Source organism: Pseudomonas sp. TE9122 (assembly GCF_056278925.1).
The window spans coordinates 1418489-1442009 of the sequence record NZ_JBWBQI010000001.1; the positions used below are offsets into that span (position 1 = coordinate 1418489).

The 23521-nt window shown below is 59.0% G+C and carries 23 protein-coding genes and 1 tRNA gene; 17 read left to right on the forward strand and 7 right to left on the reverse strand.

The features are described 5' to 3' along the window. The first annotated feature begins 139 nt into the window (after positions 1-139). The 5 genes from ACZ9BE_RS06390 (at position 140) to ACZ9BE_RS06410 (ending at position 4580) form a co-directional block, all read left to right on the forward strand. A complete protein-coding gene (locus tag ACZ9BE_RS06390) occupies positions 140-373 on the forward strand; it encodes a hypothetical protein (RefSeq protein ID WP_095180818.1) in 234 nt (77 codons plus the stop codon). A 209-nt stretch (positions 374-582) separates the two neighbouring features. After that, a complete protein-coding gene (locus ACZ9BE_RS06395) occupies positions 583-930 on the forward strand; it encodes a ribonuclease E inhibitor RraB (RefSeq protein ID WP_003223226.1) in 348 nt (115 codons plus the stop codon). A 477-nt stretch (positions 931-1407) separates the two neighbouring features. After that, positions 1408-2817, forward strand: coding sequence for a circularly permuted type 2 ATP-grasp protein (locus tag ACZ9BE_RS06400; protein ID WP_056784066.1), 1410 nt, complete (start codon positions 1408-1410; stop codon positions 2815-2817). A gap of 12 nt (positions 2818-2829) precedes the next feature. Next, positions 2830-3780, forward strand: coding sequence for an alpha-E domain-containing protein (locus ACZ9BE_RS06405; protein WP_016773788.1), 951 nt, complete (start codon positions 2830-2832; stop codon positions 3778-3780). Then, positions 3777-4580, forward strand: a complete 804-nt coding sequence (locus ACZ9BE_RS06410) for a transglutaminase family protein (RefSeq protein WP_056784068.1) — start codon at positions 3777-3779, stop codon at positions 4578-4580. The genes ACZ9BE_RS06405 and ACZ9BE_RS06410 overlap by 4 nt, the downstream gene beginning before the upstream one ends. A gap of 121 nt (positions 4581-4701) precedes the next feature. Here the strand turns inward: ACZ9BE_RS06410 and ACZ9BE_RS06415 are convergent, their stop codons facing one another. After that, complete coding sequence (locus ACZ9BE_RS06415) at positions 4702-5523, reverse strand: c-type cytochrome (protein WP_460143572.1); 822 nt, start codon at positions 5521-5523, stop codon at positions 4702-4704. Positions 5524-6100: 577 nt separating this feature from the next. Between ACZ9BE_RS06415 and ACZ9BE_RS06420 the strand changes: the two genes are divergently transcribed. The 3 genes from ACZ9BE_RS06420 (at position 6101) to ACZ9BE_RS06430 (ending at position 10296) form a co-directional block, all read left to right on the forward strand. After that, entirely contained in the window at positions 6101-7306 is a 1206-nt protein-coding gene (locus ACZ9BE_RS06420; protein ID WP_041479365.1) for an acetyl-CoA C-acetyltransferase, read from the forward strand. A 24-nt stretch (positions 7307-7330) separates the two neighbouring features. Beyond that, positions 7331-9475 carry a 3-hydroxyacyl-CoA dehydrogenase NAD-binding domain-containing protein gene (locus ACZ9BE_RS06425; RefSeq protein WP_476249069.1) on the forward strand — a complete coding sequence of 715 codons (2145 nt, stop codon included), beginning with the start codon at positions 7331-7333 and terminating at the stop codon, positions 9473-9475. Between the two features lie 92 nt (positions 9476-9567). Next, entirely contained in the window at positions 9568-10296 is a 729-nt protein-coding gene (locus ACZ9BE_RS06430; RefSeq protein WP_252869065.1) for an amidotransferase, read from the forward strand. A gap of 69 nt (positions 10297-10365) precedes the next feature. On the opposite strand, the gene ACZ9BE_RS06435 is transcribed toward ACZ9BE_RS06430, so the two are convergent. The 3 genes from ACZ9BE_RS06435 to ACZ9BE_RS06445 all read right to left on the reverse strand — a co-directional run bounded on the left by ACZ9BE_RS06435 (position 10366) and on the right by ACZ9BE_RS06445 (position 13101). After that, positions 10366-11337, reverse strand: a complete 972-nt coding sequence (locus tag ACZ9BE_RS06435) for a magnesium and cobalt transport protein CorA (RefSeq protein WP_041479369.1) — start codon at positions 11335-11337, stop codon at positions 10366-10368. A 132-nt stretch (positions 11338-11469) separates the two neighbouring features. After that, positions 11470-12192, reverse strand: a complete 723-nt coding sequence (locus tag ACZ9BE_RS06440; protein WP_252869066.1) for a 1-acylglycerol-3-phosphate O-acyltransferase — start codon at positions 12190-12192, stop codon at positions 11470-11472. 219 nt (positions 12193-12411) lie between these two features. After that, positions 12412-13101, reverse strand: a complete 690-nt coding sequence (locus tag ACZ9BE_RS06445; protein ID WP_076566844.1) for a crotonase/enoyl-CoA hydratase family protein — start codon at positions 13099-13101, stop codon at positions 12412-12414. A 64-nt stretch (positions 13102-13165) separates the two neighbouring features. Between ACZ9BE_RS06445 and ACZ9BE_RS06450 the strand changes: the two genes are divergently transcribed. The 5 genes from ACZ9BE_RS06450 (at position 13166) to ACZ9BE_RS06470 (ending at position 15826) form a co-directional block, all read left to right on the forward strand. After that, complete coding sequence (locus tag ACZ9BE_RS06450) at positions 13166-13402, forward strand: hypothetical protein (RefSeq protein ID WP_476249070.1); 237 nt, start codon at positions 13166-13168, stop codon at positions 13400-13402. Further along, positions 13398-13487 (forward strand) — tRNA-Ser (locus tag ACZ9BE_RS06455). The genes ACZ9BE_RS06450 and ACZ9BE_RS06455 overlap by 5 nt, the downstream gene beginning before the upstream one ends. A gap of 251 nt (positions 13488-13738) precedes the next feature. Continuing rightward, positions 13739-14170: a LexA family protein gene (locus ACZ9BE_RS06460; RefSeq protein ID WP_041479371.1), complete on the forward strand. Its 432-nt coding sequence runs from the start codon at positions 13739-13741 to the stop codon at positions 14168-14170. Further along, the gene (locus ACZ9BE_RS06465) at positions 14157-15437 is read left to right on the forward strand and encodes a Y-family DNA polymerase (RefSeq protein WP_476249071.1); all 1281 of its coding nucleotides are present in this window, start codon (positions 14157-14159) and stop codon (positions 15435-15437) included. The genes ACZ9BE_RS06460 and ACZ9BE_RS06465 overlap by 14 nt, the downstream gene beginning before the upstream one ends. A 68-nt stretch (positions 15438-15505) precedes the next feature. Further along, positions 15506-15826, forward strand: coding sequence for a YbjQ family protein (locus tag ACZ9BE_RS06470; RefSeq protein WP_016773801.1), 321 nt, complete (start codon positions 15506-15508; stop codon positions 15824-15826). 55 nt (positions 15827-15881) lie between these two features. On the opposite strand, the gene ACZ9BE_RS06475 is transcribed toward ACZ9BE_RS06470, so the two are convergent. Further along, positions 15882-16160 carry a hypothetical protein gene (locus tag ACZ9BE_RS06475; protein WP_476249072.1) on the reverse strand — a complete coding sequence of 93 codons (279 nt, stop codon included), beginning with the start codon at positions 16158-16160 and terminating at the stop codon, positions 15882-15884. A gap of 221 nt (positions 16161-16381) precedes the next feature. Here ACZ9BE_RS06475 and ACZ9BE_RS06480 point away from each other — a divergent pair, with 221 nt between their 5' ends. The 4 genes from ACZ9BE_RS06480 (at position 16382) to ACZ9BE_RS06495 (ending at position 18095) form a co-directional block, all read left to right on the forward strand. Continuing rightward, complete coding sequence (locus ACZ9BE_RS06480) at positions 16382-16570, forward strand: hypothetical protein (RefSeq protein WP_024012286.1); 189 nt, start codon at positions 16382-16384, stop codon at positions 16568-16570. A gap of 312 nt (positions 16571-16882) precedes the next feature. Then, positions 16883-17254 (forward strand): bacteriocin, encoded by a 372-nt coding sequence (locus tag ACZ9BE_RS06485; protein WP_252869068.1) that lies wholly within the window; start codon positions 16883-16885, stop codon positions 17252-17254. 135 nt (positions 17255-17389) lie between these two features. Then, on the forward strand, positions 17390-17809 hold the full coding sequence (locus ACZ9BE_RS06490; protein WP_024012287.1) for a YMGG-like glycine zipper-containing protein: 420 nt from the start codon (positions 17390-17392) through the stop codon (positions 17807-17809). A 118-nt stretch (positions 17810-17927) separates the two neighbouring features. Continuing rightward, the gene (locus ACZ9BE_RS06495; protein ID WP_016773805.1) at positions 17928-18095 is read left to right on the forward strand and encodes a hypothetical protein; all 168 of its coding nucleotides are present in this window, start codon (positions 17928-17930) and stop codon (positions 18093-18095) included. Between the two features lie 74 nt (positions 18096-18169). Here ACZ9BE_RS06495 and ACZ9BE_RS06500 read toward each other — a convergent pair whose 3' ends face one another. Both ACZ9BE_RS06500 and ACZ9BE_RS06505 read right to left on the reverse strand, forming a co-directional pair. Further along, the gene (locus tag ACZ9BE_RS06500) at positions 18170-18598 is read right to left on the reverse strand and encodes a DUF6896 domain-containing protein (RefSeq protein WP_252869069.1); all 429 of its coding nucleotides are present in this window, start codon (positions 18596-18598) and stop codon (positions 18170-18172) included. Further along, positions 18595-23373, reverse strand: a complete 4779-nt coding sequence (locus tag ACZ9BE_RS06505) for an RHS repeat-associated core domain-containing protein (protein WP_476249073.1) — start codon at positions 23371-23373, stop codon at positions 18595-18597. The genes ACZ9BE_RS06500 and ACZ9BE_RS06505 overlap by 4 nt, the downstream gene beginning before the upstream one ends. Positions 23374-23521 lie beyond the last annotated feature (148 nt).

A 23521-nucleotide genomic window follows, 5' to 3' on the forward strand; every position in this document is an offset into this window, starting at 1 on the left:
TCCCCTCGCCACAGAAGTCCGCCCTATCGATCGGCTGGTTATTTTCACCGTTGGCGGCTGTAATCCTTTTGAACCAACTCTCGCGGAAAAAAGTCGAGATAGAGGTAAGCCCATTTACGGGTTGATCGAGGAGGCACTGATGCAAAAGTGGAAAGTCACTTTCGTGGATGATCACGGCGAAATTGTTGATGAAGTCTTCGAACGTGAGGAATGCCCGTCCGATGATGAAGCCGCGCGGCTGATCAAGGAGCGGCTTCTTCCGGTTGCCGCCAAGCTGGATCTCAACGACCTGCAAGGGCGCACCACCGATGCCGAGGTGAAAAACCTCAAGACCCAGAACGGCATCGAAATCCTCAGCATCACCCCTGTCTGAACACTTCCTGTCATCTCGTAAACCAGGCCTTGGCAGCGGCGCTCTCTTGGGGCTACTCTGCAAGCGAGATCAGCGAATGGATCGCTAAGGTCTGGTCTTGTCAGCTACATGCTTGTTTCCCGCGCGCAACCACGTTGCCGTAGTACTTAGGCCAAAAGGCCGGGGGCGGGAATACGGAAAGTCTATCCATCAATCGAGGGGGACGATTCATGAGCACAGCCTATCAAGAAGACATCAGCAGCAATGTTCTGCGCCGCATGAAAGAAGGCGGTTTCGATTTTTCCCGGTTCCATCCCATTGAGTTCTACGCGATTTTCCCGGACGAGGAGCGGGCGCGCAGGGCAGCAGGCAAATTTCGCGGTGAATCCATCAATGCCCAGGTCAGTGCGCGCGACGACGGCGCCTGGTCGCTGGAATTGAGCAAAGTGATGTACGCAACCTATGACGACATCGGCGATTTCGAGCAAGGCTTTTCTGCCGTGGTCGAACCGCTGGGCGGCATTATCGAGGGTTGGGGCGTGAAGCAGGAGGTGCGCAATCGTTACCGGTTGAATTGATATTGCGCATTGTTTGTCGGGCAACGGCTGACCTTCGGGTCGGCCGTTGTCGTTTCTGGCTTCTGCATATCGCAGTGGCAAAACCCTGAAACAAGAATCCCGGGCAAAAAAAAGCCACCGGAGAGGGTGGCTAAAAGGGAAGACGGGTATGCAATAAAGTCCTGTCGGGACGGGGCTGCCAAGGCAGTTCAGATCAGTTGAGCTGTCTACTTCGCGGCGGCTTGCCGGGGAAGTTTTGCAGCGAATGCGCGGATTATCCGCAGTCGCGGCCGGGCAGTGAAATCAACTCTGACTATGCTGGTGATAGGCGATGCAGTGCGTCGCAATGAAGCGGGGGCAATCGGGCCGGGGCATTTGCCGCACAGGAATGGTGCGCAGCCTTCGGCGTGGATCTACAACCGATTGAAATCAAAGCGTTTATGCCGATGGCACGGGCCTTGCGAAGGCCTGTATGTCCGGAGTGACAAGGAGTACGGCATGATCCGCACCTATTTTGACGAGATGTACGATGCCGGCGGCCTGGTCCGCCCGCATTACCGGGAATTTGCCCGCTGGCTGGCCGAGACGCCCGACGAGCTGCTCGCGCAGCGCCGCCGCGAGGCCGATCTGCTGTTCCACCGGGCCGGGATCACCTTCACGCTCTATGGCGACGAGCAGGGCACCGAGCGCCTGATTCCGTTCGATACCATTCCCCGTAGCATCCCCGCCAGTGAATGGCGGATTGTCGAGCGCGGCTGCATCCAGCGGGTCAAGGCGTTGAACATGTTTCTCGCCGACCTCTACCACGAGCAGCGCATCATCAAGGCCGGGATTATTCCCGCCGAACAGGTGCTGGCCAACGAGCAATACCAATTGGCGATGCAAGGTCTGGATCTGCACCGCGATATCTATTCGCACATCTCCGGCGTCGATCTGGTGCGCGATGGCGATGGCACTTATTACGTTCTCGAAGACAACCTGCGCACACCCAGCGGCGTCAGCTACATGCTCGAAGATCGCAAGATGATGATGCGTCTGTTCCCCGAACTGTTCTCCGCCCAGCGCATCGCCCCGATCGATCACTATCCCAATCTTCTGCTCGACACTCTCAAAAGCTCGAGCCCGATCGACAATCCCAGCGTGGTGGTGCTGACGCCGGGACGCTTCAACAGCGCGTTCTTCGAACATGCGTTTCTGGCGCGGGAAATGGGCGTTGAACTGGTGGAAGGCGCAGATCTGTTCGTGCGTGACGACAAGGTGTTCATGCGCACCACCGATGGCCCGAAAGCGGTCGACGTGATCTATCGGCGCCTCGACGACGCATTCCTCGATCCTCTGGCATTCAACCCGGATTCGATGCTCGGTGTGCCGGGGCTGCTGTCGTCCTATCGCTCCGGCAACGTGGTGCTGGCCAATGCCATCGGCACCGGGGTCGCGGACGATAAATCGGTTTACCCGTTTGTCACCGACATGATCCGTTTTTACCTCGACGAAGAGCCGATCCTGAAAAACGTGCCGACCTGGCAATGCCGCAACCCGTCCGAGCTGTCCCACGTACTGGCCAATCTTGCGGATTTGGTCGTCAAGGAAACCCAGGGCTCCGGCGGTTACGGGATGCTGGTCGGACCGGCCGCGACGACGGCGGAAATCGATGCCTTTCGCGAGCGCATCAAAGCCAAACCCCATGCCTACATTGCGCAACCGACACTATCGCTGTCGACCTGTCCGACCTTTGTCGAAAACGGCATCGCGCCGCGCCATATCGACTTGCGTCCGTTCGTGCTGTCCGGCCGCGAAACCCGTGTGGTGCCTGGCGGTTTGACCCGTGTCGCGTTGCGTGAAGGCTCCCTGGTGGTGAACTCCTCCCAGGGCGGCGGGACCAAGGACACCTGGGTAGTCGAGGATTGAAGGAAGCTTGCCATGTTAAGTAGAACTGCCTCGGATCTGTACTGGATGTCGCGTTACCTGGAGCGTGCGGAGAATCTCGCGCGCATGCTCGACATCAGCTATTCGCTGTCGCTGATGCCGCAGGACGGGCGCGGCGATGGTCTGCATGAACTCGCCATGCCGTTGCTGATCACCGGCACCTTGGACGATTACCTTGAACGCCACGGTGACCTGCACGCTGAACGCTTGCTGCATTTCTTCGCACTGGACGCGGCCAACCCGGCCAGTATCTACAGCTGCCTTGGTGCAGCGCGGGCCAGTGCCCATGCCGTGCGCGGGCGAATCACTGCCGACATGTGGGAAAACATCAATGCGACCTGGCTGGAAATTCGTGGCATCGCCGAGCAGGGCCTGAGTCGTTATGGCATGAGCCGGTTCTGCGAATGGATCAAGGAGCGTTCGCACCTGTTTCGTGGCGCCTCATACGGCACGATCATGCGCAACGACGCGTTTCGCTTTATTCGTCTGGGCACGTTTATCGAGCGCGCGGACAACACGCTGCGCCTGCTTGATGCCCGTTACGAAATGGCCGGCGATCAGGCCGAAGCAGTCAGCGACGGCACGGCGCACGCCTATTACCAATGGAGTGCGCTGCTGCGGGCCTTGTCCTCATTCGAGGCCTACACCGAAATCTACCGCGACGCGCCCGGCGCCCGGCATGTCGCCGAATTGCTGCTGTTGCGCGCCGATGTGCCGCGTTCGCTGCGTGCCTGTACAGAAGAGATTGACCAGATCCTCGCGCAACTGCCCGGCGCCAACGGCCGCCCGGCACAACGCCTGGCGGCGGAAATGGATGCGCGCCTGCGTTACACCGGCATCAACGAAATTCTCGAAGAAGGCCTGCACGCCTGGCTGACCGAATTCATCCCGCTGGTGCGCCAGTTGGGCAACGCCATTCACAGTTCCTATCTGGAGGCTGCATGAGACTTTCCATAAGCCACGAGACCACCTATCACTACGAAGATCAGGTGCGCGCGAGCATCCAGTACCTGCGCCTGACACCCCACGACAGCGAGCGTCAGCATGTCCTCAGTTGGCAACTCGACTTGCCGCGTCCGGTGCGTGCGCAGCTCGATCCGTTTGGCAACATCCTGCATGTGCTGACCATGGACGAGCCCCACGAAGCGATCATCATCGGCGCCCGTGGTCAGGTCGATATCGATGAATTGCGCGAGGCCGAACATGAGAGCCAGTCGGCGCTGCCGTTCCTGCGCTTCACGCGCCTGACCGAAGCCGACGAAGCCTTGCGCGAGTTTGCCGCGAAGAACTGCAAGCAGCGGCGAGACCGCACCGCGCTGATCGACTTGATGCACGGTCTGAATCAGCACATGAGCTACACGCCGGGCTCCACCGAAGTCGACACCAGCGCCGCCGAAGCTTTCGCCGGTCGGGCCGGGGTCTGTCAGGATCATGCCCACGCCTTTCTAGCCTGCGCGCGCAGTCTCGGCGTGCCGTCGCGTTACGTGTCGGGTTATCTGTACAGCGAAGATTGCGAGCATCTCGCCAGTCATGCCTGGGCAGAAGCGTGGCTGGATGACGCTTGGTACAGCTTCGACGTGACCAACCAGCTGGCGCGCCCGGAGCGACACCTGAAGCTGGCGGTGGGCCTGGATTATCTCGATGCCTGCCCGGTCCGTGGCATGCGCCGGGGCGGTGGCTGCGAGCAGATGCATGCGAAGGTGTTCGTCTCGCCGACACCGGTTATTTCCGTGCAGCAACAATAGATTCGGGATACCGCTATCGCTGGCAAGCCAGCTCCCACAGGATGACCGCTGATTCGAACTCTGCGCATACCCTGTGGGAGCTGGCTTGCCAGCGAAGAGGCCAGTAATAACACCCTAAGGCTTACGGCTTAACTTTGCGCCCGGCCATATGCTTGAGATAGCCCACCAGCATTTCAAGATCGGTATCCGGCAATACCTCAGCAGAAAACCCCGGCATCTTCGCCTGCGGCCACTGGCGCAAACTCTGCGGATCGCGGATGTAGCGCTTCAAGAAATCCGCCCCGAAATACTCGGTCGGGCTATACGGAATATTCAGATCCGGACCGAACTGCGCGTCTCCGGCACCATTCAACCGGTGACAGGCCAGGCAGTTTTTTTGAAACAGGGCAAAACCCTGGTTCACCGGATCATCGGCCTTCAAGGCAGGATCGGGCAGCAGGGCAGGAAAGCGTTGGGCCACCGGCGCCATCAGCTTGATGCTGGCGACTTCGAACGGCCACTGTTCGGGGCTGATATTGCCCGCCTGCGGATCGGTCCAGACCAGATAGAACGGCCCGGCGCTGTGCTTGCCGGCAGACAGCGGTGGCCACGGCCGCGCCGGGTCCTCGATTGCCAGCCATGCTCGTGCGCCGTCCTTGTTCAGCAAGGGTGCAGCGGCCAGCTCTGCGGCAAAGCCATCCAGCGCCACCGCTTGCAAGTGATCCTCAGGTCTAACGCCCGTTAGCAAGGCGGCCAGCGGCACGGCCCGATAGGTCATGTCCTTCTTGTAGGAAACATCATTGTTGATCGTGAGAGTTTGCAGCTGAGGATGTTTGAGCAGCTCTTCGGTCTGCCAGGTGCGGCTGTTTGCGCCCAACTGCAGATCCAGTTGTGCGGCAGCCAAGGGCAAGCTCAGTAGCAAGGCACCGAGCGCAATGAGGGTTTTCAAATGATCGCCGTCCATGTCGTGGTAGTGCGCAAAGGTTGGCACAACCGCGCTGGCCCGGGTAGCGGGCCAGTCACATTTTCAATGGCGACATACAGCACGCGACGTTTGAATCAGCCGATGACCTTGGTCAGATTCGGCAAGATCAACAACAGCGTCGTGGCGAAAAGAATGAGTCCTGCTTGACGTACTTTCGGTTGTTTGAACATGGCTTGACCGCCTTTATTGTTATTTCCTGATGCGTGCCTGACTGCATTTCCCTGACGGCACGCGTTGCACTTCCTGTTGAAGCACGCCCGTCTCGGCAAAACCCGACGACGATGGCGTACATGTTCACCTTAGAGCCCGCGTCACTCTTCGCTTAGATCCATTTCATATGGGGATCTTGAAAAAAGCTTTTAAAACGGCATGAGGCGTATTGCCAGCTTCTTTGCCGCCCGCTGGCTAGACAACTCGACGACCTGAACCGGTTCACCTGAGGTCCGATGACCGTCCGTCTGAGCGTGTGCGTCAAGCGCTTTGAGCAATGTGGTCATTGCTTGCCAGTCGGCGCAGGGCGAAAGTGAAGTGACAATAAATCAGGTTCGAGGACGTCATGACTGAAGCTTTGATTTTCGATGCGTTACGCACTCCGCGTGGCAAAGGCAAGGCCGATGGCGCGCTGCACAGCGTGAAGCCGGTCAACCTGGTGGCGGGTTTGCTGAGCGCTTTGCAGGCGCGCACCGCGCTGGATACCAGTCAGGTCGATGACGTCGTCCTCGGCTGCGTCACGCCGATCGGCGATCAAGGTTCGGACATCGCCAAGACGGCAGTGCAAGTGGCCGACTGGGACGTCAGCGTCGCCGGTGTGCAGATCAACCGTTTCTGCGCTTCGGGTCTGGAAGCGGTGAATCTTGGCGCGATGAAAGTGCGCTCAGGATTCGAGGATCTGGTGGTGGTCGGCGGCGTCGAGTCGATGTCGCGGGTGCCGATGGGCAGCGATGGCGGCGCCTGGGCACTGGACCCGCAGACCAACCTGCACAGCCATTTCACCCCGCAAGGCGTCGGCGCCGATCTGATCGCCACTCTCGAAGGCTTCAGTCGGCAGGACGTCGATGCCTACGCGCTGCACTCGCAGCAAAAAGCCGCACGAGCGCGGGCCGACGGCTCCTTCAACAAGTCGCTGGTGCCAGTGCAGGATCAGAACGGCATCATCCTGCTTGACCACGATGAGTTCATCCGCGCCGAGTCTACCCTCGAGGGCCTGGGCAAGCTCAAGCCGAGTTTCGAAATGATCGGGCAAATGGGCTTCGACGCCACGGCGTTGCGGGTCTACAGCCATGTCGAGCGGATCAACCACGTGCACACGCCGGGCAACAGTTCCGGAATTGTCGACGGTGCGGCGCTGATGCTCATCGGCTCCGAAGCCAAGGGCCGCGCGCTGGGGCTGCAGCCACGCGCGCGTATCGTCGCCACGGCCGTCACCAGCACAGATCCGACCATCATGCTCACCGGCCCAGCGCCGGCGACCCGCAAAGCCTTGGCCAAGGCCGGACTGCGCGTGGAGGACATCGATCTGTTCGAGGTCAACGAAGCGTTTGCTTCGGTGGTGTTGAAATTCATCAAGGACATGGCCGTCGACCCGGGCAAGGTCAACGTCAACGGCGGCTCGATCGCCATGGGCCACCCGCTGGGCGCCACCGGTTGCGCGATCCTCGGCACCCTGCTTGATGAACTGGAAGCGCGCAACTTGCGCTACGGCCTGGCGACGCTGTGTGTCGGCGGCGGCATGGGCATTGCCACCATCATCGAACGCCTCTGAGCCCCGACTTCAAGGAACCCTGTTATGAGCGAAGCCATTCGTTACGAAAAAGGCCAGGACGGTATCGTCGTGCTGACCATGGACATGCCGGGCCAGAGCGCCAACACCATGAACGCCGTGTATCGCGAGGCCATGGCCGCTTGCGTTGCTCGTTTGTCAGCGGAGAAGGACAGCATCGCCGGAGTGATCATCACCTCGGCGAAGAAAACCTTTTTTGCCGGCGGCGACCTCAATGAACTGATCAAGGTCGGCAAGCCCGAAGCCAAAGCCTTCTACGACATGGTGCTGACCCTCAAGGCGCAATTGCGCAGCCTGGAAATCCTCGGCAAACCGGTGGTCGCGGCGATCAACGGCGCTGCGCTGGGCGGCGGCTGGGAGATCTGTCTGGCCTGTCACCACCGCATTGCTGTTGATGACGCTTCGGTGCAACTCGGTCTGCCGGAAGTGACCCTGGGCCTGCTGCCGGGCGGCGGCGGGGTGGTGCGCATGGTGCGCATGCTCGGCATCGAAAAAGCCCTGCCGTACTTGCTTGAAGGCAAGAAGGTGCGCCCGCAACAGGCGTTGCAGGCCGGGCTGATTGATGAACTGGCAGCGAATCGCGATGAGCTGCTGGCCAAGGCGCGCGCCTGGATTCTCGCCAATCCGACGGCAGTGCAGCGCTGGGACGTGAAGGGCTACCAGATTCCTGGCGGCACGCCATCGAGCCCGAAAGTGGCGCAGATGCTGGCGATTGCGCCGTCGATCCTGCGCGCGAAAACCCACGGCACCCTGCCGGCGCCGGAGAAGATTCTATGCGCGGCGGTGGAGGGCGCTCAGGTCGATTTCGACACCGCGCACCTGATCGAAACCCGCTACTTCACCGAGCTGACGACCGGGCAGATTTCGAAAAACCTGATCGGCACGTTCTGGTTCCAGTTGAACGAAATCAACGCCGGCGGTTCCAGACCGCAAGGTTTTGCGCCCTGTAAAACCCGGAAAATCGGCGTGCTCGGCGCCGGAATGATGGGCGCGGGCATCGCGTTTGTCAGCGCCTCGGCCGGTATCGAAGTCGTCCTCAAGGACATCAATCTCGCTGCTGCCGAGAAAGGTAAGGCGCATTCCGCGGCGCTGCTGGATAAAAAAGTTGCCCGTGGCCAGCTGACTGTCGAACAGCGCGAGGCGGTGCTGGCGCGCATCGTTGCGAGCGAAAGCGATGGCGATCTGGCCGGTTGCGATCTGATCATCGAAGCGGTGTTCGAGGATCGCCAGCTCAAAGCCAAGGTATCTGCCGACGCGCAACAGGTGGTGGGTGGCGACGCTGTCATCGCCTCCAACACATCGACCCTGCCGATCACCGGCCTGGCGACGGCCGTGCCCGATCAAAGCAAATTCATCGGCCTGCATTTCTTCAGTCCGGTGGAAAAAATGCCGCTGGTGGAAATCATCAAGGGCGCGCAGACCAGCGACGAAACTCTCGCTCGCGGTTTCGACTTCGTTCTGCAAATCAAAAAGACCCCGATCGTGGTCAATGACAGTCGCGGCTTCTTTACCTCGCGGGTTTTCGGCACGTTCACCAACGAGGGCATCGCCATGCTCGGCGAGGGTGTCAGTGCGCCGATGATCGAGACCGAAGCGCGCAAGGCCGGGATGCCGGTCGGGCCTCTGGCAATCTCCGACGAAGTTTCCCTCAGCCTGATGAGCCATATCCGTCAACAGACGGCCAAGGACCTACAGGCTGAAGGGAAACCGCTGATTGAGCACCCGGCCTTCGCCGTGATTGACTTGATGCTCAATGAATTCAAGCGACCGGGCAAAGCTGCCGGAGGCGGTTTTTATGAGTATCCAGCGGGCTCGCAGAAGCATTTGTGGCCGGAGCTGAAAACGCGCTTCGAGAAGGCCGACGGACAGATCTCTGCGAAGGATGTGCGTGATCGTCTGTTGTTCGTGCAGGCCATCGAAACCGTGCGCTGTGTGGAGGAGGGCGTGCTGACCTCGACGGCGGATGCCAACGTCGGCTCGATCTTCGGCATCGGTTTCGCCGCGTGGACCGGCGGTGCGCTGCAGTTCATCAACCAGTATGGCCTGGAGGACTTCATCGCCCGCGCGCAGTATCTGGCCGAGCAATACGGCGAGCGTTTTACCCCGCCAGCGCTGCTGCTGGACAAAGCGGCGAAAGGTGAAATGTTCTAGGGCCGGCGAGCATTTCGGGGCTTGCCTTGGCCGGGTGTTTCAGGGCAGGCTCTGGGGTGTTCATTATTCCCATCACGTGTCAGGTATTTTTTATGTCGCTGCGCATCTGCATTCTCGAAACCGACATCCTGCGGCCCGAATTGATTGACCAATATCAGGGCTATGGGCACATGTTTCAGCGGCTGTTCTCGCAACAACCGATCGCCGCTGATTTCACTGTCTATAACGTGGTGAAGGGTGAGTATCCTAGCGACGACGAGATTTTCGATGCGTATCTGGTCACCGGCAGCAAAGCCGATTCGTTCGGTACGGATCCGTGGATCCAGACCCTCAAGACGTACCTTTTGGATCGCTACGAACGCGGCGACAAACTGCTCGGCGTGTGCTTCGGCCACCAATTGCTGGCGTTGCTGCTTGGCGGCAAGAGCGAGCGGGCCTCCCAGGGTTGGGGCGTCGGTACTCACAATTACAAGCTGGCAGCCAAGGCACCGTGGATGAGCCCGGTGCGCGAAGAGCTGACACTGCTGATCAGTCATCAGGATCAGGTAACCGAGCTTCCGGAAAACGCCACGGTCATCGCCTCCAGCGATTTCTGCCCGTTCGCGGCGTATCACATCAACGATCAAGTGCTGTGCTTCCAGGGTCACCCGGAATTCATTCACGATTACTCGCGGGCGCTGCTCGATCTGCGCCAGGAAGCGCTGGGTTCGCAGATTTACAGCAAAGGCATGGCCAGCCTTGAGCAGGAACATCATGGCGCTACGGTTGCGGAGTGGATGATGCGCTTCGTGGCGCACAAACCAGAAACGGCTCAACGCTAAAAGGCCCTGCTCCCACAATCCCTGTGGGAGCGAGCCTGCTCGCGAATCTCCGGGGCAACGCGGTCCCGGCTACAGCCACCCGGACCGCTTGAAGCTCGCCCACAAACTCACACACCCCACCGCAATAAACCCCAGCACTGCAAAATAACCGTAGTGCCAGGTCAACTCGGGCATGTTCTGGAAATTCATCCCGTAGATCCCCGCTACCGCAGTCGGGAACGCCAGAATCGCCGCCCACGCTGCAAACTTGCGCTGCACCACGCTCTGCCGTGATGCCTCAAGCAACACGCCAATCTCGATGGTCTGGCTGGCAATGTCCGCCAGCGTGGTCAGGTCTTCCATCTGCCGCGTTACATGAATCTGCACATCGCGAAAGTATGGGCGCATGTTCTTGTCGATGAACGGGAAACTGAGCTTTTGCAGCTCCTCGCCGATCTCCACCATCGGTGCCGCGTACCGACGCAAGCGCACCACATCGCGGCGCAGACCGTGCAGCTTCTGGATGTCGCGCTCGTTGAGCGCGCTGCACAGCACATTGCGCTCCAGCTCATCGATCTCGGCGTGGATCGCTTCGCCCACCGGCTGATAGTTTTCGATGACGAAATCGAGCAGCGCATACAGGACGAAATCTTCCCCGTGCTCGAGCAACAGCGGACGCGCCTCACAGCGTTGACGCACATAGGCGTACGACGCGGAATGGCCGTTGCGTGCGGTAATGATGTAACCCCTGCCGGCGAAGATATGCGTTTCGATGAATTGCAAAACGCCGTTTTCGCGAACTGGTGAGTAGGTGACGATAAACAGTGCGTCACCAAAGGTTTCCAGTTTTGGTCGGCTGTGTTTTTCCAGCGCGTCTTCGATGGCCAGTTCATGCAGGTTGAACTGTCGTTGCAGGTTGGATAATTCCTGTGCGTCCGGTTCTTCCAGACCGATCCAGACGAAGTGGCCGGGTTTGGCGGCCCAGGCAGCACCTTCGTCCAGCGAAATATTGGAGACTTTCTTACCCTCGCTGTACACCGCAGCAGCAACAACTCGACCCATGGTGGTGATTCACTTCTTCTTGGCAGATGGCAGGGAAACTAGGCTTCAGCTTAGCCGTGTCGCTGCTTGAGAGTCAGTGAAACTTCTACAGTTCACCCGGCAAAAGAAAACCCGCACGGGGCGGGTTTGGTTTCACGCGGCTTGCAGTTGCCGATCCATCGATTCGATGCACTCGCGCATCTGCTCGCGGCATCGCTCGATCAGCATGGGCATGTCGTCCATGGTCATTCCGACTGTAGGAATCGCCGGCAAGGAACGTATGAGAACGTTGCCGCTGCGCCAGCGATTCAGGCGCATGTGTTTGATATAGCTGCTCACGCACACCGGAACGATCGGTACGCCGGCAGCAATCGCCATCTGAAACGCGCCTTTCTTGAACGGCAACAGATCTTCACCGAGGTTGCGGGTGCCTTCCGGAAACACCCAGATCGAGGTGTCTTCGTTCTGCAAGGTGTGGGTCGTCGTCAGCATCGACTGCCGCGCCTTGTGCGCATTGCCACGGTCGATCAACACATTGCCGGCCAGCCAGAACAACTGGCCGAACAACGGCACCCACTTCAGGCTTTTCTTGCCGATACACACGGTGCGGCGGGGGACGACATTGCCGAACACGAACAGATCGTAGTTAGACTGATGGTTGGCAATGATCACGCAACTGTCGGGCTTGTTCATCAAGCCGTTGACCTCGGACCTGACCCGCAAACGCAAGATACACATCGCCGGCAAAGCGTAGAGGCGGGCGCACAGTCGACTGTTGTCCGGGTTGAACGGGCGGCACAATCCAAGGATCACGCCGAGCACGCCGGCCAGAATAAAGTGCAGGCCCATCAACAACATACGAAACACAAACAGCATTTTTGCAGGCCCACCGGGACAAAAGGTGGCGCAGTGTACGGATGTGCACTGTTTTCGGCAATTGCCGCTATAGAGTCCGGAGATGGCCGATGTTTAAGCGCATGTTTCAGCGTTGCCTGTCAGGCGTGTCCTAGAGCTTTCAGCGAATCTTCAACGCTGAACGTAAGAAAAAGCCCGACCAAGGTCGGGCTATTCTCTTACCGGCAGATTTTGGACGAGTCAGCCCAGATGTTGCTGATCCTGCAGGATCGCGTCGTCGAGGGTTTCCAGCAGTTGCTTGCGCACTTTGAGCTTGGTGTTCTTGTGCGCCAGCATGTTGATCTTCTTCAACTGACGCGCGGCAGCCAGCGCGGCGCCCTGCAATTCTTCGGCAGTGACGACTTTGTCGAGGAAGCCTGCATCAACGGCACTTTGCGGATCGAACATCTCGCCATTGATTACCGAGCGATGGAAAGCCGAACGCCGCAAGCGGTCGCGTGCCAGCTCGATACCGGCATGGTGCATGGTCATGCCGATCTGCACTTCGTTCAGACCGATGCTGAACGGGCCGTCGACACCGATGCGGTAATCGGCGGACAACAGCAGGAAAGCACCCTTGGCCACGGCGTGCCCCGGGCAAGCAACGATCACCGGGAACGGGTGAGAGAGCAGGCGGCGCGCCAGGGTCGAACCGGCCGTCACCAGCGCAACGGCCTCTTTCGGGCCGGCCGTCATCACCTTCAGGTCATAACCACCCGAAAGAATGCCCGGCTGCCCGGTAATGATCACCACGGCGCGATCCGCCACCGCCTGATCCAGCGCCGCGTTAAACGCCGCAATCACATCCGGAGAAATCGCGTTGACCTTGCCATTGTTCAGGGTCAGGGTCGCGATACCGTCTTCGAGGTGGTAGGCAATCAACTCGCTCATGACGCTATTCCTTATTAGAAAGATGGGCAGACGTTACCCACCGCCGCAGGCCAGGTAAAGCGCCGTGACTGACCTGCCAGTCACCGTTTTGCGCTTCGGCCAGCGCTGCGCGCGTGTTGCCTTCTATAAAGGGAGCGCACGGTTTACCCGAGATTGGCAGGTTTGCCATCGTCCGCTCTGGCTGAACGCAACGGCCTCTCTTAAGCGCATGAAAATTCTGAAAAAAAGTTTGCCATCGGAAAAGCTTTCGACTACATTAGCGCGCCTCGACAGACAGAACATGTCTGCAGGGATACGGTGAAGTGTCCGAGTGGCTTAAGGAGCACGCCTGGAAAGTGTGTATACAGGAAACTGTATCGAGAGTTCGAATCTCTCCTTCACCGCCACATTTAGTAAACACAAAACCCCTGATTTTCCTAGAGAAAGTCGGGGGTTTGTGGTTTTTGGTGTCTGGAAAATGGTCATATGGGACCGTTGGTGCTCGGCATCCATGAAATGTGTTTTGGTGATCATTCTCTCTCCAAAGCTATACAAAACCCTGTCACCCGTCGAAATCTCCTACACGCCTCATTGACCCCCCGAACCGTCCCGAGTTTACTGTATGCGCATACAGTAAACTCACTATCAGGTTCGTATCATGAGCGTCACCATCCTCGGCCCTTTGTCAGGCGCGGGCGAACAGCTTGCGCTGTATTCGTTTCGGATTCCCGCCGGTTTTCCTTCGCCGGCGGCTGATCACATTGAAAAGCACATCTCTCTGGACGAGGTTTTTGATATTCGTGCGCCGCACGTTTATCTGGCGAAGATCGAAGGCGAGAGCATGCAGGACGCCGGGATATTTTGCGGTGATCTGGTGATTGTTGATCGCAGCCTGAATGCCGAGCACGGCGATATCGTCATCGCCGGTCTCAACTCCGAACCTGTCTGTAAGCGCCTGCACATGCGCGATAACACGATCATTCTTCTTTCGGCCAACAGCAAATACCCGCCTCGCTACGTGATGGAAGGGGATGAGCTGGTGATCTGGGGTGTGGTGACTTACAGCGTGCGCGACCATGGCAAATCGTGAGCAGGTTTTCGCGCTGATCGATTGCAACAGTTTCTATGCCAGCTGTGAGCGAGTGTTCCGGCCCGATCTGGCGAAGACGCCGATTGTCGTGCTGAGCAATAACGATGGCTGCGTGATCGCGCGCAGCTACGATGCCAAACCTTTTGTGAAAATGGGCGCGCCGTATTTTCAGATTCGTGATGATCTGCGCCGCCACGGCATTCAGGTGTTCAGCAGTAATTACGCGTTGTACGGCGACATGAGCGAACGGGTGATGACGATCATCGAATCCATGGTGCCGGCGGTCGAGGTTTACAGCATTGATGAGGCGTTCGCCGATCTCAGCGGCATTCCTGGGGACCTGACAGGTTTTGGCCGAACCATTCGCTCTGCCGTTTATAAGCGCACCGGCATCCCGGTCGGCGTCGGCATCGCCCCCACGAAAACGCTGGCCAAGCTCGCCAACCACACCGCGAAACGCCTGCAAGCGCATACCGGCGGCGTGGTCGACATCTGCGATCCGTCCAAACGCGACTGGGTGCTGCGCAATACCGATGTCGGTGAAGTGTGGGGCGTCGGTCGGCGGATGAAAGCTCATCTGGAAAGCATGCAGATCAGAAGTGCGATGGACCTGGCGAAGGCCGATCCGTGGACGCTGCGGCGCAAGTTCAGCGTGGTGATCGAGAAGACCGCGCGCGAACTGGGTGGCACATCCTGTCTGGAACTGTCCGAGACGGAACCGCCGAAGCAGGAAATTTGCAGCAGCCGCATGTTTGGCAACCGTTTGACTACCATCGAGCCGATCAAGGAAGCCGTGGCGACTTATGTGCATCGAGCGGCGGAAAAGCTGCGTGCGCAGAATTCGCTGTGCAAAAAGATCCGCGTGAGTATCCGCACCGGTATGTTCAATCCGGAAGAGGCGAAGTACGCCAATGGCGCGCTGATCGAGTTGCCTTATCCGACCAATGATGTGCGATTGCTGAGCAAGCTGGCGAGCGAGGCGGTTGATCGATTGTTCCGGCCGGGCTTCAAGTACAGCAAGGCTGAAGTGTTATTGATGGATCTTCGGCAGCCCGGAGAGTTTACCGAAGACTTGTTTGCCCAGTCGCAACCGCAGACGGCGGAGAAGGTGATGGGCGTGCTGGACCAGATCAATCTGCGCTGGGGGCATGGAACGTTGCGAGCGGGGAGTGTGCCGGCGGATCCGGCCTGGGGCATGCGGCGGGAGATGATGAGTTCGAGTTTTACGACGAAGCTGGATCAATTGTGGGTCGTTAAATCCAATTGAGGCACGGGCCAGATCTGGTGCCGCGTTACAATCGCTGCCTTCACTTATGCAGTAAAGGGACGACTTTCATGATCATTTCCACCACTCATTCCGTCGAGGGGCGGCAGATCACGGCCTATCTGGACATCGTCAGCGCCGAGTCTGTGCAGGGCGTCAACGTGATCCGCGATATGTTCGCCGGCATGCGCGATTTCTTTGGCGGGCGGTCGCAGACGTTGGAGCGGGCTCTTAAAGAAGCACGCATTCAGGCCACCGACGAACTGAAAGATCGAGCGCGGGCATTGCAGGCTGACGCGGTGGTCGGCGTGGACTTCGAGATCAGCATGCCGGCAGGCAAGGGCGGCATGGTCGTGGTGTTCGTCACCGGAACTGCGGTCAAGCTGCGCTGATCATTGTGTTCAAGGCAAAGTCCACTCGCACAACGAATGGGCTTTTTCGCGTCAATCAGCCTTGTGGCTTGAGCAACACAGCGCCTCTTGAGTCATAGGTCAGCGGTGTATCGATGGCAACGAGGGGCGGCGTCCCGTCAGGCTGCGCCGATGGTGCGGGCTCGCTGGGATGGTAGACGACGCCCGGTTGCAGAAGCGGTTTGTCTGGGTATTTGATGGTGATTTCACCCGAGGCGATCTTTTCCTTGCGTTTTTCCGCACCGGCCTTGCCGGCAGCGATCTGCTCGTCCGTGAGTTTTACGACTGGCATGTTCGGGAATCCATTGATCTGCATGATCTCTCCTTGAGATTCATTTGTAGGAGTAAGGGCAGCGGCCGTTCGATGGAAATCTTTAGCGAATGATCGTTCACGACGCTTTTTTCCATTCGTCGGTGATCAGTCTTTCTGAACGGCAAGTCCAGTAGTGACCAGCTAGTCTCAAAAGCGCTGAGGGGCGATATTTTCCAGGCAAAACTGTTTTGTCGGTGTCGACCCAGTTGCGTAGGGGAGAGTCTATGTCAGGTCCATTTATCGAAGATGATGGCGCAGAGTTTTCATTCAACAATTGTGTGCGCTGCGGTCAGTCGGAGTATCAGTCGGGGTTTGGCGAGGATCCGGTGAGCATCGGCAAAATCAAATCCACGGCCCCCAAAGGGCCGAAAGCGAAATTCCTGCCCAAGGTCACGGCAAGGACCAGAAAGTGATTTCATCCTGCACCCCGTCACTGAACGGGGTTTTTTATGTGCGCAAGAATAGGGGTTTGAAATCTCTGGCAAGCATTGACATTAATGTCGGTTTTTTTTCACAAACTTTTCACGTTGGCCAACGTAGTGTGAAGCCATCCGTTAGAAAGCAAGTCTCCAGCCCGTCTCCCCAGCGGGCTTTTTTTTGCCCGGCATAAAACCTTTTCCCTGATCGCGGTCCAAACGACGCTGTCGCCTGCGTCTGGACTTTCCTGGGCCGAGCGCATTAAATCCCGCTCCTTTTCGTCATCCCGTTTATTTGAGGTTTTCGTCATGCGTTTAACACTGCCTGCTCTGGTTCTTGGCCTTCTGGTTGCTCAAGGTGCGATGGCTGCCGGTGATGGCACCGCTGCGCTGGGCGGTGGCCTGGGTGGCGCGCTGGGTAACGTGGTCGGTCAGAAAATGGGCGGCAGCACCGGTGCCGCCATTGGCGCTGGCGTCGCGGGCGCAGCAGGCAGTGCCGTCGCCGCACGCAAGGGCAGCCGCACCAAAGCGGCGATCGGCGGCGGTGTCGGTGCAGCCGGCGGTTCGGTGATCGGCAACAGCCTGGGCGGCCGCAACGGCGCCACCATCGGTGCAGGTCTGGGCGGCGCGGCCGGCGGCGCAGTCGGCAGCAACCTGGGCAAAGGTCACAGGCGCCACTGAGACTGATGGCCTGTCAGAAAAAGCCCGACTCGATGTCGGGCTTTTTCATGGCTGAACGTTTCATGCGAAATCATCTCCAATCTGCATACGCCCCGCTTGGGCGGACTGTCCCGATTCGGGAACTGCGAGGTTCATATGCGATTGTCATTATCTGCACTGTTTTTTGGCTTGGTCGTGGCGCAGGGCGCGATGGCGGCCGGAGACGGCACCGCTGCCGTAGGCGGTGGTCTCGGCGGTGCGCTGGGTAATGTGGTTGGCGGACAACTTGGCGGCAGCACGGGCGCAGCGGTCGGCGCAGGTGTTGGCGGCGCGGCCGGCAGTGCCGTCGGCGCGAACAAACGCAACCGCACCGAAGCCGCGATTGGCGGCGGTCTTGGCGCAGCAGGGGGCTCGGTCGTCGGCAACAGCCTCGGCGGCTCCACCGGCTCCGCCATTGGCGCGGGCCTGGGCGGCGCAGCAGGCGGCGCGGTAGGTAACAATCTTGGCGACGACGACGGCGGATCTCATTCCGGCGGCCACAAGCACAAGAACAAACACAAAAATAAACATCGCTGATTGATCAACGAAAACCCGGCCTGGCGCCGGGTTTTTTGTGTCTGGCCGTCAGGCAGAGGAACGATTGGCGGCAGGGCTTTTCGAACGTGATACATCCCACACGCTCAAGAGGTGCGCCATGACTCCCGAAACCGAAGGCAAAGAAGAGAAGGGCCCGAGTGGTTTGCCGTTTATCAATGATCCGGGGAATGAAGATCCCGGGTCGCTGATGGATGATGCGACGGTGCCGTTGAATGATGCGGATGAGGCGGATATGGAGTATGAGGAGGATGGGGATGAGCAGTGAGGGGAGGAGGGTGGATTGAAAGTTTGGATTTGGTTTTGAGGGCCTGAGTGAGCAGGCCCTTTTTGTGGTGAGGTCTAATCGATTTCTTTTGAGTCGGCTAATACATATAGGTTACTTATGGCTGACAATTTTTTTATTTTTTTTAGATTTATATATTCTTCTAACTCTTTTTCGATAATTTTTTTGTCGCAATATTTTTTATATTTTGATGGTCTCTCGCGAGCGAAGTTGTATAGCCGCCAAACATCAAATCCATTGATTTCACCATTAGGGCCATAGTTAAAATCTACACTTCCGGTCGATAAGTTGATTCGGCACCCAATGCCATGCAATTCATATTTAACGCCTCGAGTGACCCTCCCGCATCGCTTTATTGCCTTGGAGCGCCAAAGCCTTCGAATATCTCGAGTGCCAAATTTTCTCTCAAATACCAGAGTGCTGGACTCAACCATAGCGATAAAATCATTTATCAGGATTTCCAAAGTTTCACTTTGTTCACTCATCTTCTTCTGCGATGCTCCAATCTGTCTAAACCTACGTTGTTTGCTGACTCTAGTACATCCTCAATGCTGTTTAGAGTTTTGTCGTATTTTATGAGATCGGTTATGAGTCTGATTGTCACATTGGTCGAAGTTTGCCGTGCAGCTGCTGCGCGATGGTGTCCGTCCAGAATGTATAAATTCCCGTCATGTTCTACGACGTCGATAGGTTCCACTGAGTCGTATCCGTTACGCATTTGGCTTTTATAGTCCTCGACTGTCTTGGTTGAGGTCTTTCCCTCGATTGTATGTACTCTTTTCAAAATTTGTGGATCTATATCGTGAGCAATGGCCGGTAGATCAGGCTCCCCCTCATCAACCTTAACCCTATCACTCGCCCCCGGCACCTCACACCTAGGCTTATTCGGCGGAGGGCAGTTGGACGTCAACCCCAACGGATCCACCCACCCCGTCGGATTAGGCACGTACTGGTACTGATTCAACCCACCCGCCAGCTTCACCGGGTCCGGCGTTAAATACCGTCCAAGCCTTGGGTCGTAATACCGATGCCGGTTGTAATGCAGCCCACTTTCAACATCGAAATACTGCCCCTGAAAGCGCAGCGGTTGATCCAGGTAGTCTTCGCCGGCGAGGGTGACGGCGGCGACTTTGCCGTAGGCGTCGTATTGCGCGGACCAGACGATTTCGCCGCTGTAGTCGGTGAGTTCCTGCGGGGTGCCGAGGTGGTCGAGTTGGTAGTAGAACGGGCAGGCTTTTTTCGGGCCTTTGCCGTCGAGCATCGCCAACGGGCGGAAGGTGCCGGGTTCGTAGAGGAAGCTGCGGTATTGGCTGGCGCTGCTTTCGGCGACGAGGTGTTCGCCTTGCCAGAAAAATTCGGTGACGGCGCCGTCGATTGTTTTGCGGATGCGCCGGCCGAAGGCGTCGTAGTGATAAGTGGCGGTCTGGCCGTCGGGGCGGGTCAGGCCGATCAGGCGGTGCTGGCAGTCGTAGCGGTATTCGGTGACCAGGGTCTGGCCGTGGCCTCGGCGTTCGCGGATCAGGTTGCCGAAGGCGTCGTAGTCGTAATGGCGGTCGCCTTGCATCAGCAGGCGGTTGCCCTTGATCTGCGCGGGACCGGGGCGGTCCTGCATCAGCAGGTTGCCCGCCGGGTCGTGGGCGAAGGATTCGGGCAGTTCGTCGCGCGAGTGACGGACGCGGATCAACCGGTCGAGGGCGTCGTAGCCGTAGGTGCGCTGGCCGTGGCGGCTGTCGGCGATGTGCTCGAGATTGCCGTTGGCGCTGTAGGCATAATCGCGGCGGTACAGCGAGGCGTGGCGATGGCCTACAGCGTGGGCGAGCAAGCGGCCCTGATCGTCGTAGGAGTATTCGCTGAACAGCAAACCTTGCTGGCGTTGCTGTTCGCGACCGGACTGGTAGACGTGGCGCGTGAGCGGCGTGCCATTAAGGTCGATGGCCGACAGCGCACCGCCCTTGGCGTAGTGGTAATCGAGCTTGCTGTTGTCCGGCAGGCGCAGGCGCTTGAGCTGACCGCAGGCGTCATAGGCGTAGCGCAAGGTGCCCCAGCCCTGATGCTCGGTGATCAGCCGGTCCTGACGGTCGTACTCGAAGGCCAGCGGATGGTTTTGCCCGTCATCGACGCCGATCAACCGACCGAGGCGATCGTAGTCGTAGCGGATCTTGGCGCCATCGGGCAGGGTTTTGACCCGCAAGCGCCCGGCCTTATCGCGCTGGTAGTGGGTGACCAGCGATAAACCCTGCTCGCCAAACTCGGTCTTCTCCAGCAGGTGCCCGTTGAGGTCGTAGGCATACGCCGTGCGCCGCCCATCAAACCCGGTTTCCTGTCGGATCAATCCGGTCGGCGTGTAATCCAGGCAGTATTTTTCCCCTGACTCGTTTTCAATTTCGGTCAGCAGCAACCGCGCATGGTCGTAGCGGTACTGCACGCGGGTGCCGTCGGGATTGATCCGTCGCGAGACCAGGTGCAAATCATCGTCATATTCGTAGCGGGTAATGCGCCCGAGTTCATCGCGCTCAGCGGTGATCTGGCCGTAGGCGCCGTAGCTGTAGGCGCGCGTGCTTCCCGTAGGAGAAGTCGTCAGGATCAGTCGGCCGGCCGCGTCCCACTGCTGACGACTGACGACACCAAATTCGTCCTGGGTGGTAATCCGCCGTCCCAGCGCATCGTAGGAAAAGCGCCGCACGCCACCATCGGGCAGGGTTTCTTCGATGAGCTGGCCGAGCTCGTTCCACACCCAGCGGTGGCGGCTGCTGTCCGGGTAACGCAGCGACAGCAATTGCCCGCGCAGGTTGTAGTAGTAATGGGTGACCTGGCCGTCGGGATCGACCGCTTCGGTAACGGCGCCTTCAGCGTTGCGCCGATAGATCCACACCGCATCACCACGGCAACGCTTGTAGAGAAAGCCGTTGCGGTACTCGTAGGACGTTGGTGCATCGTCCGGCGGAACCAGCGCGATCAGCCGTCCGATTTCGTCATAGCGGTATTCGGTAACCGCGCCCAAAGCATCCTGCTCGGCGATCAATCGCCCCTGCTGGTCATAAGCCTTGAGCTGCTCGCCGCCATCGGCCGCAACCTGGCGCACCAGTCGCGCGCGCTCGTCGTGGACGTAGACTTCTTCGGTGCCGTCGACGTAATGCACGGTCACGCTGGCGTCGTCATCGTTCCAGACGTAACGGGTGTTCATCTGCGAGAACGAAGCCCAGTGCCTCACGCAGCGCGCCGCTTTGCCCTCGCGCTGCCACTCCCAGAAGAAGCTCGCGCCGCCGGTCAGCTGGCGCTGGAGGATGACGTGATGGTCGTCGTAGTCGTAGCGTTCGCTGTCGCCGACCGCGTTGGTCGCGGTCAGCAGGCGTTGCCGGGCATCGAAGCTGTAGGTGGCGAGGGTTTGCTCGGTGGTCCACTCGCCCTGGACGAACACCTGATAATCGATCGCCACCAGTTGCGCGCGGTCATAACGCAACAGCAGCGCACGGCCGGCGCCATTGTCCAGACGCTGAATGCGGTCGGAGCGATCGCGTTGCAGGGTCAGACGATTGCCGTAGACATCGCTGATTGCGGTCAGCCGGCCGGCGCGAAAGTGGTAGAACCGCGCGGTTTCCCCGGCCAGAGCCAGAATCAGTTCTTCCGGCTCATCGCCAAGAAAGATCGCCGCACGCGACAGGCTGTTGTGAATGGCTGGGCGCGCGACGTTGGGCAGGGGAAAACGGGTGCGGCGGTTTTCGTGGTCGATCCAGATCACGCCATCGCCGTCGAAGGCCAGGCGATGGGCCAGCGTGTGGCTCCAGCCGAAACCCAGGCCGATGTCGATCTCGACCGCGCTGCTGCGGTACAAGCGGGTGAACTCGAAGGGCAGCACGCCATCGAGCACCGCGTCGGTCAGGGTCAGCAGTTCCTCGCCGGTGACCATCGACACCGGACAGCCGTTTTTGCAGGTATTGGGGACGCAATCGGCGGCGTCGCCGTTGGGGTTTTTCGCTTGATCGGGGACGTCGTCGTGGGGCTCGTGGCGCTCAAGGCGCGCCATGCCCTGGGATTTTTCCCGCGCGAGCGGCGCCGGATTCGGCACGCGGAGCACCACCGCGTCGGCCTGACGAATGTTCAGCGGAATCGATGGCGTCGGCTTCAGCTCCACTTCGCGCGCATGAAACATCAGCGGCTTCAGCGTGCTCGCGTGCTGCTTGAGTTCCGGTGTCGAAGTCAGCTCAGCCAGACGCAAGGCTGAGGCGGCCAGCCACTCCCGCGCCCTTGGCGACTTGATCTTCGCCAAGACCTTGCCGCTCAAACGCAGCGATACGCCGGCACCGCCCGCCACGCGCATCAACAGGAAGCTGATCAGCAACTCGGTGCGAACTTCGGCCACCACCTCGGCGAGGTATTGCGGCGGCAGCATCTTCAGCCAACTGGTGAACGCGGCCAGATGAATGAACAACAACGGCTCGTCGCTGAGCATCAACAAGGCGTTGGCAATCGCCTCGCTGGAAGCCGCCAGCAGCGCCTCGAGTTCGACTTCGCTCAGGTATTCGAGGAGCTTTGCGCTGTGCTCCTGCAGATCGGCAAGTAGGGCAAACAGCTGCTGAATGTCATCCCAGACGCCATTCAGGGCTTTTTCCAGGCCGCGCCAATCGGCCCGTTGCAACTGCCCGTAACGATCAAGAAAACCGGCGCTGGAAAACTCCGTCCACTGCGGCTGGAAGCCTGTCCATTCGTTGCGCAGCCAGCCTTCAAGACCGGCAATGACCCCTTCATATGAGGCATACAGGGCGCGGACATGGGCGGAGGAAACGTTGGGAAAGAAGGTGACGCGATAGCGCTGGCCGCGCATGCAATCGGTCACCTCGAGGATCCCGCTCGGGCCAATGGTGTAGCGCTTTGGTTCGCCGAAGGTCAGCACGCCGTCGACGTCGCTGAGCAGCGGTTCGAGGGTCACCGGGGTGGCGCCGATCGGTACGAAGCGCGCTGCTTCAAACAGATGCACCAGGGTCAGCGGCCCGCTGGCCGAACACATGACCACCGATGAGCTGACAGGTGCGCGCGAAGTGATCGGCGCGCTCAGTTGTACGTCATTGCCAACCTTGAACACCTGCTCGATGTCCAGCGCGGTCCCGGTCCAGAACTGCTCGGCCCAGGCGTCGTAGTTGTTCAGGCACAGGCGGAACTCATCGATCAGCGCTTCGAAATCTGGCTGCTTCGGATTCAGGGCGGCCACCACCAGCAGTCCGATGCTGTTGTTCAGGGCCAGGAGCTGATCGGGTTGAAACATTCGCAGTCGCTCGCGCATATGAAGAAACGGGAGCGCGGACTTTGCGGGGGATCAAAAAGGAAAGAAGTCGGGGAAGTAGGCAGTGTCTGTAGGAGTTTTCGCTAAATGCGAAAAGGCGTCGATGGCATTGCCCGTTGCTCAATGTCCA

Excerpts from the sequence above, each read along its gene's own strand:
- ACZ9BE_RS06440 (WP_252869066.1), bottom strand. The coding sequence starts at position 12,192 with ATGCTGTTTGTGTTTCGTATGTTGTTGATGGGCCTGCACTTTATTCTG.
- ACZ9BE_RS06410 (WP_056784068.1), top strand. The coding sequence starts at position 3,777 with ATGAGACTTTCCATAAGCCACGAGACCACCTATCACTACGAAGATCAG.
- ACZ9BE_RS06430 (WP_252869065.1), top strand. The coding sequence starts at position 9,568 with ATGTCGCTGCGCATCTGCATTCTCGAAACCGACATCCTGCGGCCCGAA.
- ACZ9BE_RS06420 (WP_041479365.1), top strand. The coding sequence starts at position 6,101 with ATGACTGAAGCTTTGATTTTCGATGCGTTACGCACTCCGCGTGGCAAA.
- ACZ9BE_RS06400 (WP_056784066.1), top strand. The coding sequence starts at position 1,408 with ATGATCCGCACCTATTTTGACGAGATGTACGATGCCGGCGGCCTGGTC.
- ACZ9BE_RS06470 (WP_016773801.1), top strand. The coding sequence starts at position 15,506 with ATGATCATTTCCACCACTCATTCCGTCGAGGGGCGGCAGATCACGGCC.
- ACZ9BE_RS06390 (WP_095180818.1), top strand. The coding sequence starts at position 140 with ATGCAAAAGTGGAAAGTCACTTTCGTGGATGATCACGGCGAAATTGTT.
- ACZ9BE_RS06500 (WP_252869069.1), bottom strand. The coding sequence starts at position 18,598 with ATGAGTGAACAAAGTGAAACTTTGGAAATCCTGATAAATGATTTTATC.
- ACZ9BE_RS06465 (WP_476249071.1), top strand. The coding sequence starts at position 14,157 with ATGGCAAATCGTGAGCAGGTTTTCGCGCTGATCGATTGCAACAGTTTC.
- ACZ9BE_RS06405 (WP_016773788.1), top strand. The coding sequence starts at position 2,830 with ATGTTAAGTAGAACTGCCTCGGATCTGTACTGGATGTCGCGTTACCTG.
- ACZ9BE_RS06475 (WP_476249072.1), bottom strand. The coding sequence starts at position 16,160 with ATGCAGATCAATGGATTCCCGAACATGCCAGTCGTAAAACTCACGGAC.
- ACZ9BE_RS06490 (WP_024012287.1), top strand. The coding sequence starts at position 17,390 with ATGCGATTGTCATTATCTGCACTGTTTTTTGGCTTGGTCGTGGCGCAG.
- ACZ9BE_RS06485 (WP_252869068.1), top strand. The coding sequence starts at position 16,883 with ATGCGTTTAACACTGCCTGCTCTGGTTCTTGGCCTTCTGGTTGCTCAA.
- ACZ9BE_RS06425 (WP_476249069.1), top strand. The coding sequence starts at position 7,331 with ATGAGCGAAGCCATTCGTTACGAAAAAGGCCAGGACGGTATCGTCGTG.
- ACZ9BE_RS06495 (WP_016773805.1), top strand. The coding sequence starts at position 17,928 with ATGACTCCCGAAACCGAAGGCAAAGAAGAGAAGGGCCCGAGTGGTTTG.
- ACZ9BE_RS06395 (WP_003223226.1), top strand. The coding sequence starts at position 583 with ATGAGCACAGCCTATCAAGAAGACATCAGCAGCAATGTTCTGCGCCGC.
- ACZ9BE_RS06480 (WP_024012286.1), top strand. The coding sequence starts at position 16,382 with ATGTCAGGTCCATTTATCGAAGATGATGGCGCAGAGTTTTCATTCAAC.
- ACZ9BE_RS06460 (WP_041479371.1), top strand. The coding sequence starts at position 13,739 with ATGAGCGTCACCATCCTCGGCCCTTTGTCAGGCGCGGGCGAACAGCTT.
- ACZ9BE_RS06505 (WP_476249073.1), bottom strand. The coding sequence starts at position 23,373 with ATGTTTCAACCCGATCAGCTCCTGGCCCTGAACAACAGCATCGGACTG.
- ACZ9BE_RS06435 (WP_041479369.1), bottom strand. The coding sequence starts at position 11,337 with ATGGGTCGAGTTGTTGCTGCTGCGGTGTACAGCGAGGGTAAGAAAGTC.
- ACZ9BE_RS06445 (WP_076566844.1), bottom strand. The coding sequence starts at position 13,101 with ATGAGCGAGTTGATTGCCTACCACCTCGAAGACGGTATCGCGACCCTG.
- ACZ9BE_RS06415 (WP_460143572.1), bottom strand. The coding sequence starts at position 5,523 with ATGGACGGCGATCATTTGAAAACCCTCATTGCGCTCGGTGCCTTGCTA.